General features: G+C 46.8%; 21 protein-coding genes. 9 read left to right on the top strand and 12 right to left on the bottom strand.

Going from position 1 to position 26358, the window contains the following annotated elements; all coding sequences use genetic code 11:
* The 4 genes from QUA42_RS14060 to purS all read right to left on the bottom strand — a co-directional run.
* Positions 1 to 1300 (bottom strand): hypothetical protein (locus tag QUA42_RS14060; protein ID WP_333137803.1); only part of this gene is annotated, 1300 nt, incomplete at its 3' end.
* Entirely contained in the window at positions 1293 to 3338 is a 2046-nt protein-coding gene (locus QUA42_RS14055) for an ATP-binding protein (RefSeq protein WP_333137802.1), read from the bottom strand. The genes QUA42_RS14060 and QUA42_RS14055, both read right to left, overlap by 8 nt.
* 220 nt (positions 3339 to 3558) lie before the next feature.
* Positions 3559 to 4260 (bottom strand): phosphoribosylformylglycinamidine synthase subunit PurQ, encoded by a 702-nt coding sequence (gene purQ, locus QUA42_RS14050; RefSeq protein ID WP_333137801.1) that lies wholly within the window; start codon positions 4258 to 4260, stop codon positions 3559 to 3561.
* 263 nt (positions 4261 to 4523) lie between these two features.
* Positions 4524 to 4808, bottom strand: a complete 285-nt coding sequence (gene purS / locus QUA42_RS14045; RefSeq protein WP_333137800.1) for a phosphoribosylformylglycinamidine synthase subunit PurS — start codon at positions 4806 to 4808, stop codon at positions 4524 to 4526.
* Positions 4809 to 4951: 143 nt separating this feature from the next.
* Here purS and QUA42_RS14040 point away from each other — a divergent pair, with 143 nt between their 5' ends.
* On the top strand, positions 4952 to 5344 hold the full coding sequence (locus QUA42_RS14040) for a Fur family transcriptional regulator (RefSeq protein ID WP_333048558.1): 393 nt from the start codon (positions 4952 to 4954) through the stop codon (positions 5342 to 5344).
* A gap of 145 nt (positions 5345 to 5489) precedes the next feature.
* On the opposite strand, the gene QUA42_RS14035 is transcribed toward QUA42_RS14040, so the two are convergent.
* Entirely contained in the window at positions 5490 to 7700 is a 2211-nt protein-coding gene (locus QUA42_RS14035) for a peptidase domain-containing ABC transporter (protein ID WP_333137799.1), read from the bottom strand.
* Positions 7701 to 8171: 471 nt separating this feature from the next.
* The gene (locus tag QUA42_RS14030) at positions 8172 to 8393 is read right to left on the bottom strand and encodes a secretion protein HlyD (RefSeq protein WP_333137798.1); all 222 of its coding nucleotides are present in this window, start codon (positions 8391 to 8393) and stop codon (positions 8172 to 8174) included.
* A 336-nt stretch (positions 8394 to 8729) separates the two neighbouring features.
* Between QUA42_RS14030 and QUA42_RS14025 the strand changes: the two genes are divergently transcribed.
* From QUA42_RS14025 to QUA42_RS14010, 4 genes are all read left to right on the top strand, one after another.
* Entirely contained in the window at positions 8730 to 9845 is a 1116-nt protein-coding gene (locus QUA42_RS14025; protein WP_333137797.1) for an HlyD family efflux transporter periplasmic adaptor subunit, read from the top strand.
* A 237-nt stretch (positions 9846 to 10082) separates the two neighbouring features.
* Positions 10083 to 11093 (top strand): tryptophan--tRNA ligase, encoded by a 1011-nt coding sequence (gene trpS / locus QUA42_RS14020; RefSeq protein ID WP_333137796.1) that lies wholly within the window; start codon positions 10083 to 10085, stop codon positions 11091 to 11093.
* A gap of 152 nt (positions 11094 to 11245) precedes the next feature.
* Positions 11246 to 12136 carry a methylenetetrahydrofolate reductase gene (locus tag QUA42_RS14015; RefSeq protein WP_333137795.1) on the top strand — a complete coding sequence of 297 codons (891 nt, stop codon included), beginning with the start codon at positions 11246 to 11248 and terminating at the stop codon, positions 12134 to 12136.
* Between the two features lie 501 nt (positions 12137 to 12637).
* A complete protein-coding gene (locus QUA42_RS14010; RefSeq protein WP_333137794.1) occupies positions 12638 to 14257 on the top strand; it encodes a mucoidy inhibitor MuiA family protein in 1620 nt (539 codons plus the stop codon).
* A 91-nt stretch (positions 14258 to 14348) separates the two neighbouring features.
* On the opposite strand, the gene QUA42_RS14005 is transcribed toward QUA42_RS14010, so the two are convergent.
* From QUA42_RS14005 to ebsA, 5 genes are all read right to left on the bottom strand, one after another.
* Positions 14349 to 14840, bottom strand: coding sequence for a YajQ family cyclic di-GMP-binding protein (locus QUA42_RS14005; protein WP_333059701.1), 492 nt, complete (start codon positions 14838 to 14840; stop codon positions 14349 to 14351).
* A gap of 123 nt (positions 14841 to 14963) precedes the next feature.
* Positions 14964 to 15380 (bottom strand): MAPEG family protein, encoded by a 417-nt coding sequence (locus QUA42_RS14000; protein WP_333137809.1) that lies wholly within the window; start codon positions 15378 to 15380, stop codon positions 14964 to 14966.
* Positions 15381 to 15395: 15 nt separating this feature from the next.
* Positions 15396 to 15899 (bottom strand): hypothetical protein, encoded by a 504-nt coding sequence (locus QUA42_RS13995; RefSeq protein ID WP_039887610.1) that lies wholly within the window; start codon positions 15897 to 15899, stop codon positions 15396 to 15398.
* A gap of 278 nt (positions 15900 to 16177) precedes the next feature.
* The gene (locus QUA42_RS13990; protein WP_333137793.1) at positions 16178 to 17275 is read right to left on the bottom strand and encodes a phosphotransacetylase family protein; all 1098 of its coding nucleotides are present in this window, start codon (positions 17273 to 17275) and stop codon (positions 16178 to 16180) included.
* Positions 17276 to 18646: 1371 nt separating this feature from the next.
* Positions 18647 to 19021, bottom strand: a complete 375-nt coding sequence (gene ebsA / locus QUA42_RS13985) for a type IV pilus biogenesis protein EbsA (RefSeq protein ID WP_006634686.1) — start codon at positions 19019 to 19021, stop codon at positions 18647 to 18649.
* A 246-nt stretch (positions 19022 to 19267) separates the two neighbouring features.
* Between ebsA and QUA42_RS13980 the strand changes: the two genes are divergently transcribed.
* From QUA42_RS13980 to QUA42_RS13970, 3 genes are all read left to right on the top strand, one after another.
* A complete protein-coding gene (locus QUA42_RS13980; RefSeq protein WP_333137792.1) occupies positions 19268 to 20785 on the top strand; it encodes a glycosyltransferase family 2 protein in 1518 nt (505 codons plus the stop codon).
* 336 nt (positions 20786 to 21121) lie between these two features.
* A complete protein-coding gene (locus tag QUA42_RS13975) occupies positions 21122 to 22351 on the top strand; it encodes a succinate--CoA ligase subunit beta (RefSeq protein ID WP_333137791.1) in 1230 nt (409 codons plus the stop codon).
* An 83-nt stretch (positions 22352 to 22434) separates the two neighbouring features.
* Positions 22435 to 23331: a succinate--CoA ligase subunit alpha gene (locus tag QUA42_RS13970; RefSeq protein ID WP_190737145.1), complete on the top strand. Its 897-nt coding sequence runs from the start codon at positions 22435 to 22437 to the stop codon at positions 23329 to 23331.
* A gap of 143 nt (positions 23332 to 23474) precedes the next feature.
* Here QUA42_RS13970 and QUA42_RS13965 read toward each other — a convergent pair whose 3' ends face one another.
* Positions 23475 to 24173, bottom strand: a complete 699-nt coding sequence (locus QUA42_RS13965) for an alpha/beta hydrolase (RefSeq protein ID WP_333137790.1) — start codon at positions 24171 to 24173, stop codon at positions 23475 to 23477.
* A 443-nt stretch (positions 24174 to 24616) separates the two neighbouring features.
* Between QUA42_RS13965 and hpsL the strand changes: the two genes are divergently transcribed.
* Complete coding sequence (gene hpsL / locus QUA42_RS13960) at positions 24617 to 26281, top strand: hormogonium polysaccharide biosynthesis protein HpsL (RefSeq protein WP_333137789.1); 1665 nt, start codon at positions 24617 to 24619, stop codon at positions 26279 to 26281.
* Positions 26282 to 26358: the final 77 nt, after the last annotated feature.

The raw sequence follows: 26358 nt of genomic DNA, 5'->3' as shown, positions 1-26358 counted from the left end.
AGATTTTCAGGGTTTTATCCCCTGAAGCGGAAATCGCAGTTTTGCCGTCTGGTGCGATCGCCACTGCTGTTACCCAGCTATTATGACCAGTAAGAGTTTTCAGTTCCCGGCCTGTCTCGGTGTCCCAGATTTTCAGGGTTTTATCCCTTGAAGCGGAAATCGCAGTTTTGCCGTCTGGTGCGATCGCCACTGCTGTTACCCAGTCATTATGACCAGTAAGAGTTTTCAGTTCCCGGCCTGTCTCGGTGTCCCAGATTTTCAGGGTTTTGTCCTTTGAAGCGGAAATCGCAGTTTTGCCGTCTGGTGCAATCGCCACTGCTTTTACCCAGTCATTGTGACCAGTAAGAGTTTTCAGTTCCCTGCCTGTCTCGGTGTCCCAGATTTTCAGGGTTTTATCCCCTGAAGCGGAAATCGCAGTTTTACCGTCTGGTGCGATCGCCAATGCTGTTACCGATTTAGTATGACCAGTAAGAGTTTTCAGTTCCCGGCCTGTCTCGGTGCCCCAGATTTTCAGCGTTTTATCCCCTGAAGCGGAAATCGCGGTTTTGCCGTCTGGTGCGATCGCCACTGCTGTTACCGAGCTATTATTACCAGTAAGAGTTTTCAGGTCCCTGCCTGTCTCGGTGTCCCAGATTTTCAGGGTTTTATCCCCTGAAGCGGAAATCGCGGTTTTGCCGTCTGGTGCGATCGCCACTGCTGTTACCCAGCTATTATTACCAGTAAGAGTTTTCAGTTCCCTGCCTGTCTCGGTGTCCCAGATTTTCAGGGTTGAATCGTCTGAAGCGGAAATCGCGGTTTTGCCGTCTGGTGCGATCGCCACTCGTGTTACATTGCTAGTATGACCGGCTAGTGTCCGCAGCGCCCCTTCATTTCCCCGTTCTAAATTAGCTTTTAAAGGCCGGAACCAAAGACCCTCTTTCGATTGCTTAGCTTGTTCTAGCATGAATCGAATCTCAGGTATTTCAAAATCCAGCAACCTCCCCAACAATTGCCCACCCAGTTGCGTTTTATCCTTCTCCAAAACGTGCGCCGACTTGCGAATTGCCCCTTGAATCAAATTCCGAGTTTCACTTTGCTCCCCCGACAGCAACACATCAGAATTTATCGCCAAATCATAATCCTCAATTAACGCTTGTACCCCCAACGCCTCCAACTTCGCCTCAATAAAATCAAAATCCGTCAACAACTGATGCAGCCGTTCCCCTTGAACACTCTCCGCCAAATGCCCCGGCAGAGTTTCCAAAGCATAAAGCCGCTTTTTCGGCGACAGTTTCCCCAACCGTTCTTTAAACTTACCCATCCCCGTACAAATCCTCCCACAAATTATCAGAAATCGCCGTTTCAATATCCCGCAGCGAAACCCCAGCTCTCTGCACCACATCGATACGGTGGAGAAATCTTTGGAAACTCGCGTGATAAATACTGTAATCGGGAGGACTATCACCGCTACGGCGCAGAAACTGTTCCCAATCATCGACAACTTCCTGCACATCCAAGGCATCTTCCTCAGCAAAATCCGCCAAAATATCGCAGGAAATCGGCTTGCGAGTTTTGGTCAACAAATAAATAACCTTCAACTTCCGGCGGCGCAATTCCCTATCTCTAACCGCCATTTCCATCCGCGCCCAATGCTTCTCATAATATCCTTCCAACTCCCTGGGCAAATCTTGCAAAGTCACATCGCTGTACTTGCCGCTATCGATATCATTCAGCACATAGCGCAGGTACATAAAATTATTCTGGCTTTTTTCCGCCACCGCCGTCACAAATTGTTCGCGCTGCAAATTTTGACGGTTAATCCAATTCTGAATTGATGCGCTGTTACTGGTGCGTTTGTCAATATAAAGCTTGACATCCGCCCGACTTTCTGAACTGTACTGCATCAAATCAAAAACCTGATGATTTGGCAAAGGCAGAGATTCCGGTCGCTTCGAGACAATAAAATAAACATTATCCGGCAAAGCATCTGGCAAATACAGGACATTGCTGCCGCGCCCCTGCAAACTCGAATCCACTTCATCCAGGGCATCCACCACCACAATCAACTTTTTGCCGCCCAATTTAGTGCTGACTTCCCCCAACAACCGACTCAGAAAGTTGCCATCTCTGGTCGCATTTTCCGGCAGTTGCGGATAATTTAGTTGATAGCCTCGAATTAACTGAGTGCAGGCATTTTCCAGAAATTGTTCGGTGCGGACAATGCCTTGAGATTGCGAGTTAAAATGGGCAACGCAGCGCCGCTTCAGCAGCAGCACTAACTTGGCCATAATTGAACTTTTCCCGACACCCGGATCTGCTTCTAAAACAAAATAGCCTTTGCGATTGTTCTGCAAAAATTCGGCAATTGCTGCAAACACAAATTGGCGGCCGGTAAAGTCTTGAGTCCGGTCTGCAATAATCGTTTCGCACTCGTAGGGAGGCGGCAATCTAGGCGCGGAAGTATCGATAAATCGTTCCAGTGATGTTTTAAGTTGCGCCAAATCGTCGCGGATACCAATTTCGATCGCATCCAATTTCACCATCACTTGACAAATCTGCTGCCCAGTTGCCACGGCCTCCAACTTTTGCAGAATTTCCCCACTTTGCAGCCCCAAATCTCTCAGTTCCGCCAAAGCAATTTGGTGCAGATTCAACAGCATCGCGGCAAACTTTTCTCCTCCCTTCGCCGCATCCAGTTTCAGCACTTCGCGGTACGCTTTCGGGAAAGTTGCGTACAGTTTGTCCGCGACAAATTCCACAATTTCCGCATCGAAGGATTTGCCCTCGCTAGTGGCGAATTCGTTGATGAAAGTTGCCCAATCTGCCGTTGTCAATCCGGTAACTCGATCGAACTCCTCGGCATCCGCAGAAAAAATCTTGGTTAACTGGTCTTCGGAAATATTTAAACCCCTTGACAAATTGGCTGTATTCGTGTTAATATCCAGCCAGTATTCAGGAGTTTTCTCGGCTAATTGACAGAGTGCTGTTTCTGGATAAGGCAATTTTTTGGTTTCGGCGATCGCAATTAGGCGATCGGACTTCGCAACCTCTCTCAAAATATAGGCGATCGCTTCACCCGCCGCCTTAATCAAATCGTGATTATCGAGAATCCTCGGATTTTTGCTCAACCGTTCCGTCATCCGATTTCCGAGGTCATTAGCCGCGATATTGCCCGCTATACCAGTAGCAATCGCCGCTAAGATAGAAACTCCCCCAACTGCGATCGGGCCACCGATAATACCCGCTGCTGCTTGAGTTCCCGGATTGGCGATCGCATTTGAAATAACTTGTCCAATAGCCATTACCGCACTGCATCCAATTACCCTAGTTTTAAAATTAGCTAAGTCCATTAGCGGCATAAAATAAACATTCCTCTTTTAAATAGTTGATAAGCTGTCCCGGAGCTAAATTGTATTTCTTTGGGCGGGCAAGATGCCCACCCCACAATCAATTTAATCTACTGTGGAACAGGCATCTTGCCTGTTGATTTTGGGCGGGCAAGATGCCCACCCCACAAGAAACTTGATGTATTGTGGAACAGGCATCTTGCCTGTTCATAAAATCAGAGACAAATATCAACTACAAAACAGCAGCAACACTTGCCATCAACAACCCTTGAAACAATTTCACCCCATCAGTTTCGCCCAACATCGGATCGGATGCGCGTTCAGGATGCGGCATCATTCCTAACACATTGCCTTGGCGGTTGCAAATACCCGCAATATTATTTAACGAACCGTTGGGATTGCCAGCATCGCTAATTTTGCCCGCCGGAGTACAGTAGCGAAACAGGACTTGCTTGTGCTCTTCTAGTTCTGCTAAAGTATCGGCATCGGCATAATAATTGCCTTCCCCGTGGGCGATCGGCAAATCGATGATTTCACCCGTAGTATAAGCGGCAGTCCAACGAGTATTACCGCGCTCGACTTTCAAAGAAGCGCGATCGCAAATAAAATTCAATCCCGCATTCCGCACCAGAGCACCGGGCAACAAACCAGCTTCAGTCAACACCTGAAAACCGTTGCAAATACCCAGTACAAGTTTGCCTTTTTTCGCGTGTTCCGCAGTAGCCCGCATCGCCGGAGAAAAACGGGCGATCGCGCCGCACCGCAAATAATCTCCGTAACTGAAACCACCGGGAATTACAATGACATCAATATCCGAAATATCGGTATCTTCGTGCCAAATCATCCGCGTCGGTTGGTGGAGTAACCCTTGAGTCACCCACACCACATCGCGATCGCAATTTGAACCAGGAAAAACAATAACTCCAAATTTCATAAGCTGAAGGAAGAAGGAAGAAGGAAGTTCGGCAACGGATTATGTAACGGATGTCAGGAAGAAGGAAGAGGTGTCAACATAAGACTAAAATCTTATGTTTTTCTCCCTTGTATCGAAGTCTTGATCCCCCTAAATCCCCCTTAAGAAGGGGGACTTTGAGTGTTCCGAGTTCCCGCGTGTTTAATAGAGACTTTGAATGCTCTTGTCCCCCCCTTATTAAGGGGGGATCTCCAGGTTTAAAAACACCCTAGGGACGATCGCATTTATGCCGCCGCTGTCTCCACAGCAACAGGAATTTCAATCAAATCAAAGCGATAATTTTCAATCACAGGATTGGCCAAAAGTTGGTCGCAAACGCGATCGAGTTGTTCGCGGGCCTCCGACTCACCAGCAGCAGTCAGCGTCAATTCAACGTATTTCCCAATACGCACGCGCTCAACATTGTCGTATCCCATGTGTTGCAAACCAGACTGTACGGCAGTGCCGGCGGGATCTAAAACAGAAGGGCGGAGGGTAACATAGATTTGGGCAAGATATTTCTGAGTCACGGGAATGTTGCGGTAGGTGATGTGAAAGTTAGCCCCATTGTATTCTACAACCGAGCTGCGCGCCGATCGCCATTTGGTTCGCCCAAGTAAGATAGCCTAGAAACAGGGACAGATTTGATTCCAGCAGATTCGAGAAAAAAATTATGAGAACCAACCACACCCGCAGTCAGGAGCGTATTTTACACTTGCTCAAGCACTTGAATCGATCGCTCTCAGCGCAAGATATCTACTTAGAACTGCGTAACAGCGACCACAGCATGGGCCTAGCAACCGTTTACCGCTCCCTCGACGGTTTAAAGCGAGAGGGGTTCGTTCACGTCAGAACTCTCGCTAGTGGCGAGTCTCTCTACGGTGCCGCCCACCAAGACCAACATCACTTAACTTGTCTGGAATGCGGCACCTCCATTACGATCGACGAATGCCCCGTCCACCACTTAGAAAGCCAACTACAACAATCTCATTCTTTCAAGATTTATTATCACACTTTGGAGTTTTTCGGATTGTGTGATCGATGTACTTTAGCTCAAGAATCTTAGAGAAGTTATTAGTAATGAGTGAGATCAATTCCGGTTGCACGAGGGAAATGATTGTTGACTGTTGACTGTTGACTCGGTGTCGAACCGCGCAGGCGGGTTTTGTTTGTCTAGCAACAGATTTCAACCTGTCGTTTTATTAACTCGCTCAAGGATGCAAAAACTCTAAATGGTCTCCTGGAATCGATCGCAATTTTGCAGCCGAGCCTTGCAGTTTCAATCGGCCGCGTTCTAACATGATAATCCAATCGGCGCGATCGATCACTCGCGGTCTGTGACTGATAAAAATCGTCGTTTTCCCGTGCCGATACATCAACAATTGTTCTAAAACTTCCGCTTCGCTTGCGGGGTCAAGCCCTGCGGTAGATTCGTCTAAAATCAATACGGGTGGGTTGTTGAGAATGGCGCGGGCGATCGCCAATCTTTGTCTTTGTCCGCCAGAAATATTTGCTCCAAACTCCCCTAAAACAGTTTGATATTTATCCGGCAATTGGCTGATAAATTCATCTGCCCCCGCAATTTTGCAGACTTTAACAATCTGTTCAAAGCTGATATCTGGACTGCCCAAACGAAAATTTTCGAGAATCGATCTGCTCCAAAAATGTGCTTCTTGAGGAACCAATACTACCTGCTGTCTGAGACTGTCGAGAGACAAATCCTGTAAGTTGTAACCGCCAATTCTAATATTACCAGATTGCAGAGGATAAAGACCAGCAATTACTTTGGCTAGCGTACTTTTTCCGCAGCCAGAGTGACCGATTAAAGCAATTGCTTGACCGCCGGGAAATGTGACAGAAAAATTTTCCAGCAAGTCAAGTCTGCCGGGGTAGTGAAAATTAACACTCTTGCAAACAATACCGTCGCGGTTCTGAATTGTTACGAAAGGTTTATTCGTATCGTCTTTAGTTTCCGGTTCAGCATCGATGACTTCCGACAGCCGTTGAGTAGCTGTCTGCACGCGAGTCATCTCATCAGTAAATCCTACTAGCGAATTCACCCAAGTAGTAACATTTTGATTCATGCTAATAAACGCTAGCAACTGACCTATACTCAATACCTTGTCAATCACCAAACCGCTACCAAGCCACAGCAGAGTAATGCTGCCAGCAGAGGCAACAAAACCAGAAAATATATTGTTCAGAATGCCAATTTGTGTAGTGCGGAAAGTGAGCTTTGCTAAGCGACCAAAGCGGGTTTGAAATTCTTCCCAAAGTTGCTGACCGCTGCTAGTCGTTTTGACAGTCAGCGCGCCTTTAAAAGTTTCTACTAAAACGCCTTGACTTTCTGCTTCCAGCACAAATAAACTGCGCGTTTTTTGCTGCAAGACGGGCAAAAATACCACTGTAGAGGCAGTCATTAACAGAGCTATAACTGTAGCTGCTAACGTCAGTTCCTTGCTGTAAAATAACATAAAAATAAAAGAAACTACAGCGATAAAAAATTGACTAGGCAAGCTGATAGCAACTTGAGAAACTAATTTATTTATTTCTTGGATATCTTGTAATCTACTGACAATTTCGCCGCTGCGTCTGGTTTCGTAAAAACTCAAAGGCAGTCGCAGAAATTTGCGCGCGAATTCCATCACCAATCCCAATTCTAAACGCTGGGAAAACTGAGCAATTAAGTTCGACTGTACCAATCCTAAACTGCTGCTAAAAAGGTTCATAACTATAACTGCGATCGCCACGCTTGCCAGGAGTTGTCTGTCGCCCCGCACCAGGATGTCGTCGGTGAGCATTTGAACTAGAAAAGGCGAAGAAATTGACAGCAAACCCAACACTGCATTCAGCAAAAATGCTTCCATTAAAATCGGGCGGTAAATCCCAATCCGGCGCATCCATTTTTGTAAGGAATTGGCGGGCGGTTGACCCTCTGCTGCCGCAAAAAACCGCTCAGCATCGGGTTCTACTAGCAAGCACAGCCAATCTGTCCAAGCTGCTGCTAATTCTGCTTTAGAAACATAGCGCATACCGACAGCCGGATCGCCGATCGCATATTGGTTGCCCTGTTTGCCGTACAACACAACCCAGTGATAGCCGTTCCAGTGAATAATCATCGGTAGAGGGGCATCATCGAGCTTGTCTAAAATTGCAGCGGCTGCTCGCACCGATCGAGCATTAAAGCCGATCGCCTCAGCTCCTTGTTTCAAGCCCAGTAAACTCGTCCCTTGTTGCCCAGTGCCGACAAATTCTCGCAACCGGCTAATTGTAAAATTCTGTCCGTAAAATTTGGCGATCGAGGCCAGACAAGCTGCACCGCAATCTTCTTCGCTCTGCTGGATAACAACCTGATATTTCATCAGCCTGTTTACTTGTCCGAAGAAAGGCATTTCTCGGATAAAAGGAATGTTCTTTAACATTTGGCAAAATGAATAATGAGTAGAGCCTAATGAACATTACCCCTCACCGAGTAGCCAATCAGAACAAAGCACCCATAAGTTTATGGGTGCTTTATTAATTAACATCGAGCGAGCTGAATTGACAGCACTAAAACTTACCAGTAGCGGTACACTACTCTGAAGGAGCCGTCGCAATTCCGGCGGTACACGACGTGACGGGTCGGACGGTAACAGTTTCGATAGGAAGAGTGACCGCCATTGACGCTAAGTGATTCTTCAGATGTAAGTTCAGTAAACAGTGAATTGTCCTTTGTTTCTTTCATGATTTGACTCCGTTTAAGTTTAGAAAAATGAAGGGAAGCTAGAAATATTATCTAATTTCTAGAGCCTCGTGTAAATACTGACTAATACTTCTTGTAGTGCTGTGCGACATCCGGAATATTACGGAGGAACCTTCCAAATTTACTTGATCGCACAACTTGACTCAGCTATCTAAACCACTAGGGTTTTGTAAGGGCGACGGGGATTGTACAGATAAAGCTGGCTAGGCTCCGGCAGGAAAAACAGCATATTCAGGCCATAGCTGCTGCTGTTATCCGTCTCGCTGTTGTTTTTAGCACCGCTAACACCGCTGGTAATGCTGCCACCGTTGACAGTAGCAGATTCTCCATCGGTTACTTCGATGAAGAGTGAACCTTGTTGATTTTCTGACATAAATAACTCCTATTAATACCTATGTACTGACTTACTACCTACGCCTACAGTAAAAACCCGGTAACAGCGCCAAAAGTCATTTCAAAAATCCCATATTTTCCTGACTGTAGCCCGCAGGCTTCACTCCTCTTGATATTTGGGGAAGTTTGTGGGTGGGAACGGCAAAGCTGTGCGGATTTTTACCTTTACCCTGTGAATTTTGATTTAGACTTCTAAACCTATGCTTGGTTTCCGGAAAGCTGATCGTAAAGGTGACAAAACAAATCAGCGAGCTCTCCCTCCCCCTAACTCAAAACTCAAAATTTCCCACTATTCCCCTCTCCCCCAGCCACCACCATGTCTCTCACTCCCGAAGCCACACCCGCTGAAACCTTTGATAACGACCAGTTTTTGCCCCCTGTCAGCCGCTGGACGACTTTGGGGGGCATTTTGATGGTGGCGACGTTTGGCGGGGCGATCGCCCTCGCTAGCGTCACCAAATACAGCGCTACAGTCAAAGCAGACGCGATCGTCCGTCCCGCCGGAGAAGTGCGCGTCGTGCAAGCCGCAACCGAAGGAACCGTCGAAAGCATTGCTGTCAGCGAGAATCAGACAGTAAAAGAAGGAGATGCGATCGCAGTTGTAGACGCTTCGCGTTTGGGCGCTCAAAAAAAGCAGTTACAAGAAATAATTAATCAGTCTCAAACAGCAGCACAGCAAATCAACCAGCAACTGCGCGACTTAGAAAATCAAATTTTGGCAAGCGCCCAATTTAAAAGCATCCAAAGTGAAACTTCCGCCCAACAGGAATTAATCGAATCCGCTTTAATAAAATTCGCCACATCGCTGCCAGATGTCGCCGAGAGGCTGGGCCGAAGTCGGCGGGTTTTGCTCGTCAAGCAAGCCTCCATTCAACAACAATTAATTCAAGCTAAAAACCAACTAAATCAAATTGACTTAAAACTCGAAAATAGCGTGATCCGCACACCCACGGATGGTACAATTCTCAGACTGGAAGTACGAAATACTGGTCAAACCGTACAAGCCGGCAGCGCGATCGCCCAAATTGTCCCCAGCGACGTACCCCTGGTAGTCAAAGCCAAGGTAACATCCCAAGACATCGCCCGCATCCAAATCGGCCAACCCGTACAGATCAGGATTTCGGCTTTGCCTTTCCCCGATTACGGCACATTAAAAGGAACTGTCAGCGAAATAGCCCCAGATGCGATCGCCACTCAAAATCCCACTAATAATTTAGGTACAGCTTATTACGAAGTGGCAATTAAGCCCGAACAAACTTATTTAACAAAAATCAAATCCGCCAACGGCCAATTCTTCGGGAACTCCCAGGCTAATGTCCCGCGCCAGTATTCGATTCAATCGGGAATGGAAGGCAGAGCCGATATTATTACCGGCGAAGAAACAGTTCTGACATTTGTTCTACGCAAAGCAAGGTTACTGACAGATTGGTAATTGCTTTCAAGCCCATTTCTTAAATGCTACGGCTAAGGACACGGCCTTGCGGTCTCCCTACAGATATTTAAAAAGGTAAGGAGACGGCAAGGTCATGTCTCTACAGATGTCTTAAAAGTGGAACCGGCTTCTAGCCCGTTGCTGACAATGGTGCAAGATGTGAATTTAAACCAAGAGTATCTTAAATCAAAATAACGTGTCAATATAGAACTGTGAGTTCAATTCTATTCTTTCCTCATGGGCAAACAGCGCGTTCTTTCAGGAGTTCAGCCAACCGGCAATCTTCACCTCGGCAATTATCTCGGTGCCATTCGCAACTGGGTAGAAGGTCAAAGTCAGTACGAAAATTACTTCTGCGTAGTCGATTTGCACGCAATTACCGCACCGCACAATCCAGCAACTCTAGCCTCCGACACTTACACGATAGCCGCACTCTATTTAGCTTGCGGGATCGATTTAGAATATTCTACTATTTTCGTGCAATCCCACGTCTCGGCGCACACAGAACTAGCATGGCTGCTAAACTGCATTACGCCGATTAACTGGCTCGAAGATATGATTCAGTTTAAAGAAAAAGCAGTTAAACAAGGTGAAAATGTCAACGCCGGTTTACTAAATTATCCCGTGTTAATGGCAGCAGACATTTTGCTTTACGATGCCGACAAAGTGCCAGTGGGAGAAGACCAAAAACAGCATTTGGAACTCACTCGCGATATTGTCATCAGATTAAATCACCAATTCGGCACACCCGAAAAGCCAGTATTGAAACTTCCCGAACCGTTAATTCGGACTGACGGTGCGAGGGTAATGAGTTTGACAGATGGCACGCGCAAAATGTCGAAATCTGACCCTTCGGAACAAAGTCGAATTAATTTATTGGATTCGCCAGATACGATCGCCAAAAAAATCAAGCGCTGCAAAACAGATGCCGTGCGGGGTTTGACGTTTGACGACCCCGATCGCCCCGAAGCTAGAAATTTGCTGACACTTTATCTCCTGCTTTCCGGCAAATCTAAGGAAGAAGTAGCAACAGAGTGTGAAAACATGGGTTGGGGAGATTTTAAACCCTTGCTGACAGAGACGACAATTAATGCGCTCAAACCAATTCAGGATAAATACAAGGAAATAATGGACGCTCCGGGATATTTAGAGTCTGTACTACGTCGCGGAAGAGAACAAGCCGAAGCTATTGCTAATCAAACTCTAACCAAGGTTAAGACAGCTTTCGGTTATTCTTTACCTGTTTAGTTGTTAGTTGTTAGTTGTTATTGGTTATTGGTTATTGGTTAAGAATGACAACTGCCAACGGCCCACTAACAACTGCCAACAGTCAACTGCCAACAGTCAACCGTCAACTGTCCACTGTCAAATAACAAATAACCAATAACAGACAAATAATCATGAACCGTTTTCGCACAGCCTGCACCACCCCCGGAGAATTTATAATTACCGCCGAAGTTGCCCCGCCCAAAGGTGGCGACATAACTCACACAATTCAAATGGCTGAACGCCTCAAAAACAGAGTGCACGCCATTAATATCACCGACGGGAGTCGCGCAGTTTTGCGAATGTGCCCGCTAGCAGTTTCGGCGATTTTAGTGCAGCACGGAATTGAGCCAATTTGTCAAGTTGCTTGTCGCGATCGCAATCAAATTGGCCTGCAAGCGGATCTCATGGGAGCCCACGCTTTAGGCATTCGCAATGTATTAGCACTCACAGGCGATCCCGTCAAAGCGGGCGACCATCCTAAAGCAAAAAGTGTATTCGATTTGGAATCAGTTCGGCTATTGCAAGTTATTCAAAAAATGAACGGTGGTCAAGACTGGAATGACAAACCTTTAACCGACGGAGTTACTGATTTATTTGTAGGTGCAGCAGTCGATCCGCAATGCCCCAGTTGGTCTGGTTTGCAAAGTCGATTCGAGAAAAAAGTAGAGGCTGGAGCACAGTTTTTTCAGAGTCAATTAATTACAGATTTTGAAGTTTTGGATAAGTTTATGCACCACGTTGCAGCGGGCTGCAACAAGCCAGTCTTAGCAGGAATATTTTTGTTTAAATCAGCTAAAAATGCTGAATTTATTCAAAAATACGTGCCGGGAGTTCACATCCCACAAGAGACTATCGAGCGTTTAGCAAAAGCTCCCGAACCCTTGCAGGAAGGCATAAAAATTGCTGCCGAACAAGTCAAGCTAGCGCGGCAGATTTGTCAAGGAGTTCACATGATGGCCGTCAAACGAGAGGATTTAATTCCTCAAATTTTGGATTTGGCAGGAATCGATTCACTGAGCTAAAATTAAACCGACGGGCGGGTTTTACCAACTATTAATACCTAAAAGTAACGATTTAGTAAACTCGTAAACCCGCCCACTCCCGCGCTACCATTTTGAACATCAATAAAACAATCATGCTTCAAACTGTAGACAATCAAACCACTTCTCCTGCAGTCGAACAACGTTTCAGTTGGCGCGGTTTGACATGGCATCAATTCAAATAGGCTTTGAAGACGTTCCGGGGGTGGGATTATTTTACTGCGATGGAGTGTTAGAAATTTTTGGGAAGATGGCACTCTAGAGCTTTACCATCTGCCAGATGAAGGTTACGATCGCATTACTAGCACTGAAATACTGCCGGAGTTAGACTTGTCTTTGCTCAAACGCTGCATTTTGTTTGCTTCTCCTTTGGATGCGCTTGAGGAATTTTCTAGAGGAATGGGCGATCGGGAAAATTGATCAATAAACTACTTTTGAAATAGCTCGATCGACTAAACGGTTATTAAATAGGAGCCACTGGCAATGACTGACTCAGAAATACTTAATTCTGATACCATTAAAACACTAAATACTAGCATATCCAAAGTTACAGTTTACACCGATCGCGCTTTGGTGACGCGGCGCGGTACGGTATCTCTGACGGGAAACGAGCGAGAATTGGCGATCGCCTCTGTACCCGCAACCCTCGAAACAGAGTCAGTCAGGGCCACGGGTGCGGGTACAGTTGCAGTGCGACTTTTGGGAGTGCGAACCGAAAGAGTGTTTAGCAGCGAACCAGTGGGCGATCCCACTGCCGAATTAACCCAACAAATTAAGGAGTTACAAACCCAAAGACGGGGAATTAACGACAAAATAACCGCCCGAAAAATTCAGCTCCAATTTGTGGAAGGTTTGAGCGAAAAAAGCGTCGGTTTCTTTTCTAGCAGCATCGCCAAACAGCAGGTAGGTTTAAACGAAACTGGCGAATTGCTCAATTTTTTAGGAATTAATTACCTAAAATATGTAAGTGCGATCGCCCAACACGAAAAACAGCAGCGCGAAATAGACAAGCAAATAAAAGCTTTGCAGCAGCAGGTGGGGCAAGTACAAACTCCCCATTCCCAGCGAAGTTTTAACATCATTGTTGCCATTGAACCCAGCGGCAGCGGCAATTTTGAACTAGAAGTTTCCTATGTAGTCACGCGAGCCCGTTGGACTCCGCTTTACGACTTGCGAGTAAACACTATCAACAACCAAATTAATCTCAATTACCTAGCCGAAGTCAATCAAAATACAGGCGAAGATTGGACGGGAGTAGCCCTAACTTTATCTACAGCAAAACCCGGAATGGGAACTCTCCCACCAAAACTAGAACCTTGGTATATCGATAAAACCGAGCCAGAGCAATTTTTTGGTAGGGGTGTATCAGAGGATGATTACTTAGACCTAGAAGAGGTATTATCTGAAGGTTTTGCAGGCCGTACACGCTCCATAACACGAGCGCCCCTAGCAGCTCAAATAGCCACAGCCCAAGTATCCAGAGAAGGCGGTACAGTCTCATTTCAAGTAGGCGGAAATACCAAGATTCCCAGCGACGGTACACCGCACAAAGTCACTATTTTCAGCGAAAATTATCCGTTTAAACCTGAATATATAGCAGTTCCGCGCTTAGTCAGTTTTGCCTATTTGCAAGCAGTTGTTGTGAATCCGCTGACAGGTGCAACTCTTCTGCCCGGTAAAGCCAATATTTTTCGCGACAACACTTTTGTCGGCAGTGTGCAGTTAGAAAATGTTTCCCCGGGGCAAGAATATAAACTGAATTTAGGAATAGATGAAGGGCTAAAAATAGAGCGGGAATTAGTAGAAAGACAAGTAGATAAAAAACTGATCGGCCAGCAGAGGCGCACGAGTTACGCTTATCGCTTAAATGTGACAAACTTGCATCAGGTGCAGGTACACCTGACACTAAAAGAGCAATTGCCAGTCAGCCGTAATGAACAAATTAAAGTGCGCTCGACTCTCACTAATCCGAAGATAGTACCAGGTGAAATGGGACTGCTAGAATGGATAATGTCTCTACCGCCGCAAGCAAAGCAAGAGTTATATTACCAGTTTGTTGTCGAACATCCTCCCGACTTAACAGTCACGGGTTTAGATATTTAATATTAAGTCGATAAAAACTTGTTTGTAGTCAGGACTAAAGTCCTGATTCGTCACCACGTATGAGGACTGAAGTCCCGAGAAACTATCAAATTTACCTGTAATTGGTAAACTGCAAAGCCATCGGATAATCTTCTTGCTTCAACCGTTGAATTACCAACTGCAAATCATCCTTATCCTTAGCCGAAACGCGCACTGAATCACCTTGAATCGAGCCTTGAATCTTTTTAAACTCATCTCGAATTAATTTAGTGATTTTCTTGGCAATTTCCTGGTCTATCCCTTTTTTAAGTTTGATTTCTTGGCGTACTCTAGTACCACTAGCAGCTTCAATTTTCCCATAATCAAAAATTTTCAGAGACAAATTGCGCTTGGCGGCTTTAGTTTGCAAAACAGTGTGAATCGCGTCGAGAGTAAATTCACTGTCGGTATTGACAGTAATTGCTTCAGCGCCCAGTTCTACAGTAGTTTTGGTATCTTTCAAGTCGTAACGGCTTTGAATTTCCCGCACCGTTTGGTCAACAGCGTTAACTAATTCTTGCCGATCGAACTCGCTGACAATATCAAAGGAATAACTAGCAGCCATAAATTAGTAATTGGTAATGGGTAATTGGTAGTTGGTAATGGGTAATTGGTAGTTGGTAGTTGGTAATTAGTCATTAATTAAGCGTCTCTTAACTAATGACTAATGACCAGTGACTAATAACAATTAGCCATTAACAGCCATTAAACTGAAATAGAATAAAGTAGCTGTGCAAGAAGAACTAATCGCAAACATGAGCGATCGCCCCAGCGGCACATTCAGAATATAGAAAACCGAAAACAACAACCGGGCGATCGTAAAAGCGATCGCAGCCCAACCCGCCGCTTCCGAATCTACCCCCGTCACAAAAGCCATCAAAGCCGCCGCTGAAAACAGCATAAACGTCTCAAACGAATTTTGGTGAGCCCAAGTTGCCCGCTGAGCGTAAGCAGGCAACCTCTCAAACATAGTGCGGGGGGCTGCTTGGTCGTAGCCTAGCTGCAAGCGGGCGAACGCAACCACCACAAACGGTGCGTAAACCAGCGCAGCAGCAGCAGCAATACAATCAAGCAGAATAACCGACACAGGCAATCCCAACAGCATCATCCGCCTCGCAGTTCAATCAAAATAGAACAGAGTAACTACCTTGCGCTGTTCCTCCGCATCCTGGCAAGTTTTCAGCAAAGTGTGGCTTTCGTGAAAAGCAAAACATATCAGTTGCTGGCAGCGAGAAATAATCTCCTGATTGCACATGGCGCTTGCTTCCGGCAGAGACAAGCTATCATTTTTGGGATTTTCTACCAAATGTATCACTTGTTCGAGTTGGTCGCGAGACTCCCGAGGCTGGCGACTCATGCTTTGTGGCAAAATCACCGTCAGCAGATTAGGATCTGCTCGCATTGCCCCCCGAATTGCGGCTGAATTGGTGCCTGTAGCGCCAGAAGTGATGAGCTGATTGCCTCCCAGAACTATGGCGTAGCTCAGCATCTCAATTAGCTGCTGGTGGGTAATAGGAACGTGGCGAGAACCCAAAAGAGCAATCCGCTTGGAGCTGGTTTGCTGGATCGCCGCAAGTTCTTGTAAAAAATCATCTACTCTGGGTAGCTCAATTGATTGACTCAAAGAATTTATTAAATTAAATAAAACTACGTTGTGGATTTTAGCAGACTCACTAGCCATTGCCGCCAAAAAGAAGTTAAGAATTGCTGATTTACGGATTCAGACTAGAGGATCTGGAGATTTGAGGAAGCCCGAAGGCAGAATGTCTGAAGACATTCGGCAGCCGGAGCTCAAGGTAGAATTCAATAAAAATTGAGAATTTAAGAATTTTGGCTTTTTATTTATTTAAACAAAAAGTTCTCTCTGCCGAATACCTTCTTCCCTCAGCTCCGGCTCTGTTATTAATGGACTCGATCGCTCAGGCCCAATGATGCCATCATGCCATCAAGGTCAAAATGTTCTGCCATTAGCTGAGTAACGCATTCCACCTTGATCGGTTCGTGCAGGCGCACGCTGCCAAAGGTGCTGTCGATAATTTCTACCGTGGTTAAGGTATCCAAATCAACAGACAAAACGGGAATTTCCATTTCTTCTGCCCTGCCAATCACTAGGGGAGAAGGAGGCAAGTGGCCTGTCAAAATTAAGCACTGAGTCGAGCTCTCCAGAGCCGCTAGCTGAATGTCCGTGCGATCGCCCCCCGTCACCACCGCCATATTTCTCGCTTTGCGGAAATACTTCAGAGCAGAACTAACATTCATCGCGCCAATTGTCAAGGTTTCCACCATCAAGTCCAAACGGTCTCGACGGCACAGCACATCAGCTTTCAATTGGTGCACCAATTCTTTGACGCTGACACTTCGCAGCAAAGCACTTCTCGGCAGCATTCCCAAAACTGGAATACCCGCAGCCTCCAGAAAAGGCCGCACAGTCGCCGTTACCGATTCGAGTTTGTCCGAGGGAACGTCGTTGAGTACCACGCCCAGCAACCGCGAACCCAAACGCTGTTTAGCCGACAGCAAATCGTCTATATACAGATCCATCGGCCGGGCTACCAACAGCACAGAAGCATCAACTGCCTCAGCGACTTGAGCCAAAGACAAGTCAAACAGACTGCCTTCCTCCAAATTAGCTGGGCCTTCTAACAGCACCAAGTCTCCGCTGGGAGCTTGCAAATATTGCGCTAAAGATTGGCGGTAATCTGTCTTGTCTTCTCTCCGCAAACGCTTGTGAACGGTCTCTTCATCCAAATACAGCAGTGTTGACGGCATCTGGCTTTCTGAGAGCTTCAGCGTCTCTACCGCGAACCGCACGTCTTCCTCCTCGATCGCAGCTCCCTCGGAGCTGAAACAGGTTCCCAGAGGTTTGCCGTAGGCGACGGCCAGTCCTTTTCCCCGGAGTCCGAGTGCCATCCCCAAGGCGATGGCCGACTTGCCGCTGTAAGCTTTTGTGGAACCGATCAGCAAATATTTAGTCAATTTGGGTACGCCTTCAATCCTCAATTTGCACCTGTCTATTTCAATAAATTTAGTTTTTTCTACAGTATTTGTGAACTGCGACTCAATTTGGCAATACTATTATACTCGATTTTGTCGCTTTTTGGCACCTTGTTTTCTTACGAATAATTTTTATTCGCCTGTTAGCAACCCTTTTCTTCCCATTCTTTTTACTTGATTTTGGGAAAGCAGTTTTTAAATTGTTTCTTTTAGCCGCAGTTTTTGATAATGATTACTCGCCCCTGCTTCCTTTAAAAAACGATTTTAATTATAAAATTTTTAGCAATTTTTTATTACGAAAATGAGATATTAATACCGAGGTTTTTCAAATGAAAATAATCTGCTAGAAGTTGTGATTTTACTAGAAAGACCTCTTGAGAGGGCTGGGTGAAGTTTTTGTTTGGTATATAGCAATTATAAATCATTTGTGAATTTCTTAACCCCTCCAATTCATAAGGGGAGCTTGGGGTGGTATAAAAAAAATACGACTCATTTATGATTGCTAGCAAACAGGTATTTTGTAGGAATAAAGCCCGATGCTTGTCTGCTCATTTTTGCATATAATTGAAAAGCGATACGTTGTATTATTAGTTATTAATTATTAGTGCGAGCGCCCCCGTTCAAACTGATATCTGGCAATGCGAGCAATAAGCTTGTTATGATCGGGCTTCTAGCATATAAACATATAAATTGTCGGGCGGGGTCGGCTGGCATTTCGGCAGCCCAAAGGCTGATTGCCATACTAGCCCGATCGCAGTTCAAGGGCTGTAGATTGATTTTCCTTGGGCGGATATACTGCGCTTTCCTCTCATCTACCGAGTCGCAAAATTTGAACGAAATCGGACGGCGCGATTCGCCTAGCGGCGATAGCTTCGCTTCACACACTCGCACAACACCAATGTCCGAAATAGGCGGGCTTGTCCCACAACAAATACAGCAGTTTTCAATTGGATGAAATACAGGTAGGGACTCAGGCAAAGCCTGAGTCCCTACGCGAAATCTTTATCACCCTCAACTGAAAACTACGGTAGATTTACTTTAGCAATGGGGATAAGTGCTGAACCCCAAAGGGATTATTGAGAATCCTCCAACAACTCACTTAGTATTTCCGCTTCTCAAATAGGGCTGGCGCACCAATCATGTAATGTTGCCGTCGAGGCGTTACACTATTGATGCGCCAGTTATAGCGCCCGTCAATCGATTTTAGATTTTAGATTTTAGATTTTAGATTGAAGAAAGCGACCCCACTGATAAATCCGGGGGCTGGCGATCGGGAGCGAGGAGCTTTTTTCTCGATCCACGAATCAATCCGGGGGCCCCGGATTAAATTGCTGGATTGTCAATTGTGGACTTTTGGGAGTGCGGCTGCGGTGAAAGTTATTCATCCATTCGCATCAGCTTGCGGTAAAACGTTTTAGAAAAATCGACAGTACGAGTTCGCTGAAAAGTCAGAAGTACCTCAATTAAGCAACTAACAAACTCAGAGCTTTGCATAGTCACTTCGTAGCTGAGTTCAGCATTGCCGTCAAACAACACCCGACAGCGGGTTAAATCGATCGGCAGCGACGAGATATTCCAACTAGCGACAAACGGCACGCTCTCCCCGCCGTCAATTTTTCTTGCCCCCTCCAAGCTTTTGAGCTTGTAGAGACCAATAGCGTGCGGTAAAAACTTGCGCCTGGGCTCTTGACAGAAAGGCGCGTAGACTTTCACTTCTTTGTCATCGGCTGGCTTGAGTTGAGGAATAGACATATTTCCACCTCAGACAATTATTACTAACAGATAGTTTAGATCCCCTGAAAAAACTAACAGATATTCCTGGTCGATCGCAAGCAAAAGTCAAGCTAAATACTCTATGCAGTACCCGTTTACCAGGGCCGTACAAGCACCGAACCCGCTGGTTGTCCTCCCGTCCGCTTTCGACAAAAGCCCAGAAACTGATACAGTAGATGCTTATATCTAAAATCAAAAACTATTGGTGGTTGAATCAAGTAACCTATGCAGGAGAGTTCTTGGCCAGAAAACGACGCTCGCAGCGAGCTTAACTTGGACATCTCTGATTTAGCTCAAGAAGAGCTCAAGAGTTTGACCTCGCACTCGAAGCTCGGCAAAGTATTTGCTATACCAGACATTGGCGACAGGGTGTTTGACGCGGAAACAAAAGCAGAGCTCCCGGTTGCGGTGTCTGTGCCGGGAACTCCCTCTTTTCCTCAAAATCTGTACCGGGGACGCCGCGGAAAAGCTGCCGCAGTGCTGACGGCGATTTGGGCCGGCACGATCGCCCTGCACTTGATTTCTTGGGGTGCGTGGGTAGTGTGGGGGTTGACTGGACTGCTGTGGATGCAAGCATTTCGAGTGTTGTTTGCTTCGCCCAAGGCCGCACTGCCGCCTCTGGCCGATGAAAGTCGAGAGGATTGGCCTTACGTGTCGCTGCTAGTGGCGGCGAAAAATGAGGAAGCGGTGATTGCCCGATTCGTAGAATCCATCTGCAATGTAGATTATCCGATCGACCGCTACGAAGTTTGGGCGATCGACGATCACAGCAGCGACGCCACCCCGCTAGTATTGGAACAGCTAACCAAAAAGTACCCCCAGCTCAAAGTATTTCGCAGAGGAGCAAATGCCAGCGGCGGCAAGTCGGGAGCACTGAATCAAGTGTTGCCACTGACTCGCGGGGAATTTGTGGGAATATTTGACGCCGACGCGACGGTAACGCCGGATTTGCTGCGCCGCGTGCTACCAGTGTTCCATGGAGAAAAGGTAGGGGCTGTGCAAGTCAGAAAAGCCATCGCCAATGCTTCGGTAAATTTGTGGACTCGCGGCCAAGAAGCAGAAATGGCTCTCGACAGTTTTTTCCAGCAGCAGCGGATTGCGATCGGCGGCATTGGAGAATTGCGCGGTAACGGCCAATTCATGCGTCGCACCGCCTTGGAAAGCTGCGGAGGCTGGAACGAGGAGACGATTACCGACGACCTAGATTTGACGGTGAGGCTGCACCTAAACCGATGGGACATTGAATTTCTCGCTTTCCCAGCCGTGTCAGAAGAAGGAGTCACTAACGCTCGCGCTCTGTGGCACCAGCGCAATCGCTGGGCCGAAGGTGGCTATCAGCGTTATCTTGACTACTGGCAGCTAATTTTGCGGAACCGCATGGGAACTGGGAAAACTTGGGATTTATTTGGATTTTGGGTATCTCAATATTTCTTACCCACAGTAGCGCTACCCGACTTTGTGATGTCAATTGCGCTGCGCCGGATGCCGATCGCCAGTCCCATAACTTTTATGACCCTTACATTGTCGGTAGTGGGAATGTTCGTCGGTTTGCGCCGCACTCGCAAAGAGACCAAATTTGACTTTAAAAGAGTTTTTGTCACCTTGCTGCAAACGCTGCGGGGTACTGTGTATATGTTCCACTGGCTGCTGGTAGGGACTGTGACGGCTCGGATTGCGGTACGGCCCAAGCGGCTTAAATGGGTCAAAACCGTCCATCAAGGCGCTGTTAATAGCATCAAGTAAACAATTCGCAGAAATATTTCGGCACAGTATCGCCGAACCTCCGAAGATTTTCCGAGACAAAAAAACACCAACGCTCGCCAAATATCTCCCCGCCAGAGCGGACAGTAAAATTTGGCAATTCCGAGAAAAAACACTTTGAAACAGCTTAGGTAATAGGTAATCGGCGAGCGGTAATAGCGAATAAGTAATTGGCAATACAAAAGTCTAAAATTAAAAGATAAAAGCGAGAATTTTTAACTTTTAACTTGACAAAAAACCAATTACTATCTATTAATTATGAATTGCCAATTAGGACGAATTGCTTGTTGCCAACTACCCGTCACCCGTAATTGATAAATGGATTTGTTAGAGTACCAAGCTAAATCATTATTTCGCCAGATGGCAATTCCGATTTTGCCGTCGCAGCGGATTGACAATCCCGCCGACCTCAAAGGACTGAAAATTCCTTACCCCGTTGTACTCAAATCGCAAGTGCGGGCTGGGGGACGGGGCAGGGCGGGCGGTATCAAGTTTGTGGAAAATACGATCGATGCAGTAGCAGCCGCTCAAACAATTTTTAATTTGCCGATCGAGAGTGAATATCCCCAAGTTCTGCTGGCAGAAGCAAAGTACAACGCCGACCAAGAATTGTACTTAGCGGTACTCCTAGACCCCGTAGCGCGCCGCCCGGTGCTTCTGGGTTCGAGCCAAGGAGGTATGGATGTCGAAGGGTCGATCGAGCAAATGCAGCAAGTTGCCGTAGATCAAGAATTTTCCCCATTCTACGCGAGGCGTCTCGCGCTGAAAATGGGATTGCAGGGAGACTTGATTCAATCGGTGAGCACCATTGTCGAAAAAATGTATCGGCTGTTTGTCGAAAAAGATTTAGATCTAGTAGAAATCAATCCTCTCGGCATCAGTCCGACGGGAGAGGTAATGGCTTTAGACGGTAAAGTCACCGCCAACGACGATGCCTTGGGGCGACATCCAGATTTGGCCACACTATCGGGAAAGAGGCAAAGCAGCGGGTTGGCACGGGAAAGAAGAAGTCCCCATGCCTCTGGCGATCGCTCCCATTCCCAGTCCAAGGTTCAGCAGTCGCCGGAGTTTGACCCCAAATCTAAATCCCCAATCTCGAATTCCGAATCCCTGCAATTAATAGAACTAGACGGGAATATCGCGATTTTGTGCAACGGAGTGGGTCTGACAATGGCAACTCTAGATGCTGTAACCCACCAAGGAGGAAAACCAGCTAATTTTGTGAATATTGGTTCCCTAGACCGCTACTATGCAGCAAATGCGCTGCGCGATCGCGTGGAGTTGGGTCTGGAGTTAGTCGCTCAGGATAAAAGCGTTAAGGTGATACTTGTAAATATTTTGGGCAGCGCCTCCAAGACAGAGGAAATAATTGCTGCAGTAGGCGGCTATTTGGAACGGAAAGCTCGCGCTAACCGCCACATCCAAGTTGTGCTCCGGCTGGTAGAGATCGATGCTGATGCTGTTAAAAAGCGTTTGGGACAGTTGCCGGTGCAGCTAGCTAGCACTTTGGATGAGGCCGCGGCCGCTTCTGTATCCTCCGTCAAGTAGCGGCAGTTGATCGGCAAACAACGAGATTTCTGTACAGATGAAGGCCTTCTGCTTTTTACAGATCGAGTGTCAAGTGGGAAAAAATGAATTTAACTCCTGAAAGCAAAGTCCTAGTACAGGGCATTACAGAATCTCCCGCGTCCACCCGCGCCGCCCTGATGATGAAAGCATACGGCACGAATGTAGTCGCCGGTGTCAGTCCCGGTCGGGGGGGGCTGGAAGTGGAGGGAATTCCGATTTTTGATTTGGTAGAACAAGCAGTGGCGGCAGTGGGTCACGTTGACACTGCGGTAATTTTGGTAGACGCTTACTCGGTGCTGGATGCTGCTTTAGAAGCGATCGCCGGAGGAATTCGGCAAATTGCGATCGTGACTGGGGGAGTGCCTCCTCTGGATATGGTGCACTTAGTCAGAAAAGCAGAAGCCACCGAAACTTTGGTAATCGGGCCCAACAGTCCGGGGATTATTGTGCCCGACAAACTCCTGCTGGGAACTCACCCCAAGGAATTTTACACTCCCGGCCCGGTGGGAGTGATCAGCCGCAGCAGCACTTTGACTTACGAAGTTGCCCTAGAACTGACTGAGGCGGGGTTGGGACAGTCGATGGCGGTTTGTATTGGCTGCGACGCGATTGTCGGTTCTTCTTTTATGCAGTGGCTGCAAATTTTGGACGAAGACGACAGTACGGAAGCGATGGTTTTGGTGGGGGAAGTTGGCGGGTGGAGTGAACAAGCTGCTGCTTCTTACATCGCTTCGGCGATCGACAAACCCGTGGTTGCTTATCTGGCCGGCCGCTACGCTCCCAAGGGGCCGTCTTTGGGCCACGCCGGCATCCTGATCAGTTCTCGGGCGGCTGCCCAGAAAGCCTTTGGAGTTACGGCCCCAAACAAAATGGCTGCCTTTGAAGAGGCGGACATACCTGTGGCGGCTCGACCTTCAGAGATTCCTAAGTTGCTCAAAAAATTGCTAAAGAAAAATTGATTGCTTTGGGAGTTTTCACAAAAGTCCTAACCCTCTTGGGGGTTGGGATAAGGGTTAGGCCGGGGCGGGTTTGGTCTCAAAAGTGTGGGCAGAATGCCACAACAGCGGCTTCAACCCGCCTTTAGGACACATTTATGATTTTTTTACCAAAGCCCTCTGACGGGCCTCACAGGCTGCGGTGCTGGTGCTGGCAAGGGCGCGACGCGGCGCGGCGCTGGAGGCGGAGTTGTTGGCTGCACGCTGCGGCGAGGTTCGATCGGACTTTCGGTGGGATTTGTTTCAGTTGTGCGAGTTGTCGATCGCGTCACATCTTGAAGCAGGCTTCGCAGAGTTCCGGCTATACTCTGAACTTTCCCAACAGCGGTGCGAAGGCTGGCAACATCTACGTAAACCTCGTTGAGAGGATACTTTTTCAGGATTTCTAGCAGCGAGACCTTACCGTCGTCCCCGGCTGCTAGGATCACCGCTGCCCGCAAAGCTTTCCCGCTTTCTGTGCGGCGGTGAGTCCGAATTGCTTGACCGATGTCGTCAGTGATTTTTTCTCCTGGGGTGCTGTAAACTACCCTGGCCAGATTAGCAGGCTTCAAACCAATTTCTAAACCCATGAACCCCCGCAGTATTTGCGCGTCCATTTTGGAGAACCGGATAATTTGTTGGAGGGTTGGCGTCCTCGTGCCGTTTTTAGCAAATTCTTCTAAGTCGCTGACATTAATGGCTTGTCTGATCGGGCCAAATGTGAGGACAACTTTTTCGGCCCCTAATGCTCTACTGCTAGATAATATGCTCCCGCTTGATCCTAAAAGTAGGGCAATGCCGATCGATACAAATTTTGTTAATTTCATATTCACCGCTACATTAAAATTATTTTTTCGAGATTTGTACATTATAGATGCAGCAGTTATATTCTACAAGGTCGCCAGTGTAATTTGTGCCCGCGTCACACCGACAATCTCGACCGAGACTTTTTCTCGATCTTGACTTTAAAATAAGTAACCACATCTGCCGAAATCTTTTCGATTCTATTCCTTCTGCCTTATACCTTCTACATCTCCAGCCTTCTACATCAGAGGGTCTTCCGCCTTCTACATAAGTGCCTTATAAAAATTATAGGAACTGCCCTGACGGGAGGACGTTCTTAATTGCACAAACATAAGGGGTCGATTGCTTCTTCTTTCTCACTTAGGCAACTAAATCCCTCTTCCTTCTTCCTTCCCTCTTCCTTCTTCCTTCTTCCCTCTTCCTTCTTCCCTCTTCCCTCTTTCCTCTTCCTTCTTGCTTCTGCTATATGTTGAAAACCAAGCGCAAATCCCAGAAATCCAAACACAAGCACAGTGAAAAAACAACAGGGCTAAGCAAAAAAGAAGTAGCTGCACAAAAACGCAAAATTTCAGAAAAGCGCAATGAATTGATGCAGGCAATCGCCATAAGCTGCTTAGTCACCGTTGCTCTCAGCATCCCCCTGTTGTTCGTAGCCGGCCCTAAGATTGCTATTGCAGGAGGCGCAGCCGCAGCCATCTTGCTGCTTTCCTACAAATACCCCCGTCAAGCTTTGTGGACTTTTCTAATTTACCTGCCTTTCAGTGGTACAATTACCTACGCAATTGGCGGCGGGAATGCTGCATTTCAAGTAGCCAAAGATGCTTTCTACATACCAGCTCTCATCGCCCTAATTCAAAGCTGCAAAAAGAAACAGTTGCGCCTGTTCATTCCCAAACAAATGCTTTCTACCTTTAGCATCCTGTTGATGATGGCAATGCTGACTTTAATTTTTGTCAACGGGGAGATGCAGCTCAACCCTAGGGCGGGCGACAAACCAATTCTGCAAGGAATTCTAGGCTTAAAAGTATTGATAGGTTACATACCGCTGATTGCTTGTACCTATTATCTGCTCCGCACTAAGAAGGATTTGGTATTTTTTAGTCGAATGCACATCGTTTTGGCGATCGTTTGCTGCCTTCTCGGTTTGATTCAGTACCTGTTGCTGCAAAGTGGAAAGTGTGCAGGAACCAGAGGAATGACCGGAGCCGAATTATATAAAGCAACGCTGGAAGCTAGATGTTTTGTCGGCGGTTCTTTGGTGTTCAGTCCAGAAGTCAAGATGGTCCGCTTGCCGGGAACTTTTGTCGCGCCTTGGCAGTGGGCGTGGTTTTTAATTTCTAATGCTTTTTTAACCTTTGCCTCTGCCTTTTGCGATCCTTCATTCTGGTGGCGAGTTATCGGTTTATTGGGCATGGCATTAGTATTTGCCAATGCAGTTATTTCCGGTCAAAGAGCTGCTTTAGTTATGGTTCCCCTTGCTACAGCAATCCTGCTAGTTCTCACCGGTCAATTAGTTAATTTAAAACGATTTATTCCCGTCGGTGCAGGACTGGCGATTCTGCTGTTTGTCGGTGCAGCTATTAACCCGGGAATTGTCGAGCAGCGGTGGGAGAGCTTTGTTAGTCGCTGGAATGCTGCACCGCCCCAGCAGTTTCTCTTTAATCAGTTCGAGCAGAGCAACAATTTTATCATTGACAAACCTCTCGGTAGAGGTGTGGGACGAGCCACTAATTCAACGCGAATATTTGGTGCCACGCAGCTAATTGAAACTTTCCAACCTAAGTTGATATACGAACTCGGTTATCCGGGAATGATTAGTTTTCAGCTCATGCTTTTACACTTAGCTTTTCTAACTTTTAGAGCTTACAGATCAGTCAAGGACAAAAGTTTGCGGAGTTACGGAGCGAGTTTTTGGGTGTTTGTTGCATTTATTACGATCAATACTCAATACTATCCGCTGGATGTAGATCCAGTGTCCGTGTATTATTGGGTTTTAGCTGGGGCGATTTTAAAGTTGCCCAAAATTGATAAACAGGTGCAAGATGAAAAACACCAGGAAGTTGAGTCAAATGAATTGCAAGTTCACCAGCCATTAAAGGAGAAAAAAATTATTGCATCTTCCCCAATTTGAGAATAGTTTTGAGTGTTGAGTGTGGTGGATTCTTTCTTGTTCAGTAGCCCGCTTTCGCTCTGGGGTAATGCAAAGAT

It is taken from the genome of Microcoleus sp. Pol11C2 (genome assembly GCF_036701505.1).
Taxonomy (GTDB): Bacteria; Cyanobacteriota; Cyanobacteriia; order Cyanobacteriales; family Microcoleaceae; genus Microcoleus.
Note: the sequence above shows the minus strand (reverse complement) of the source record. Positions and strands in the feature narration are given on the sequence as shown.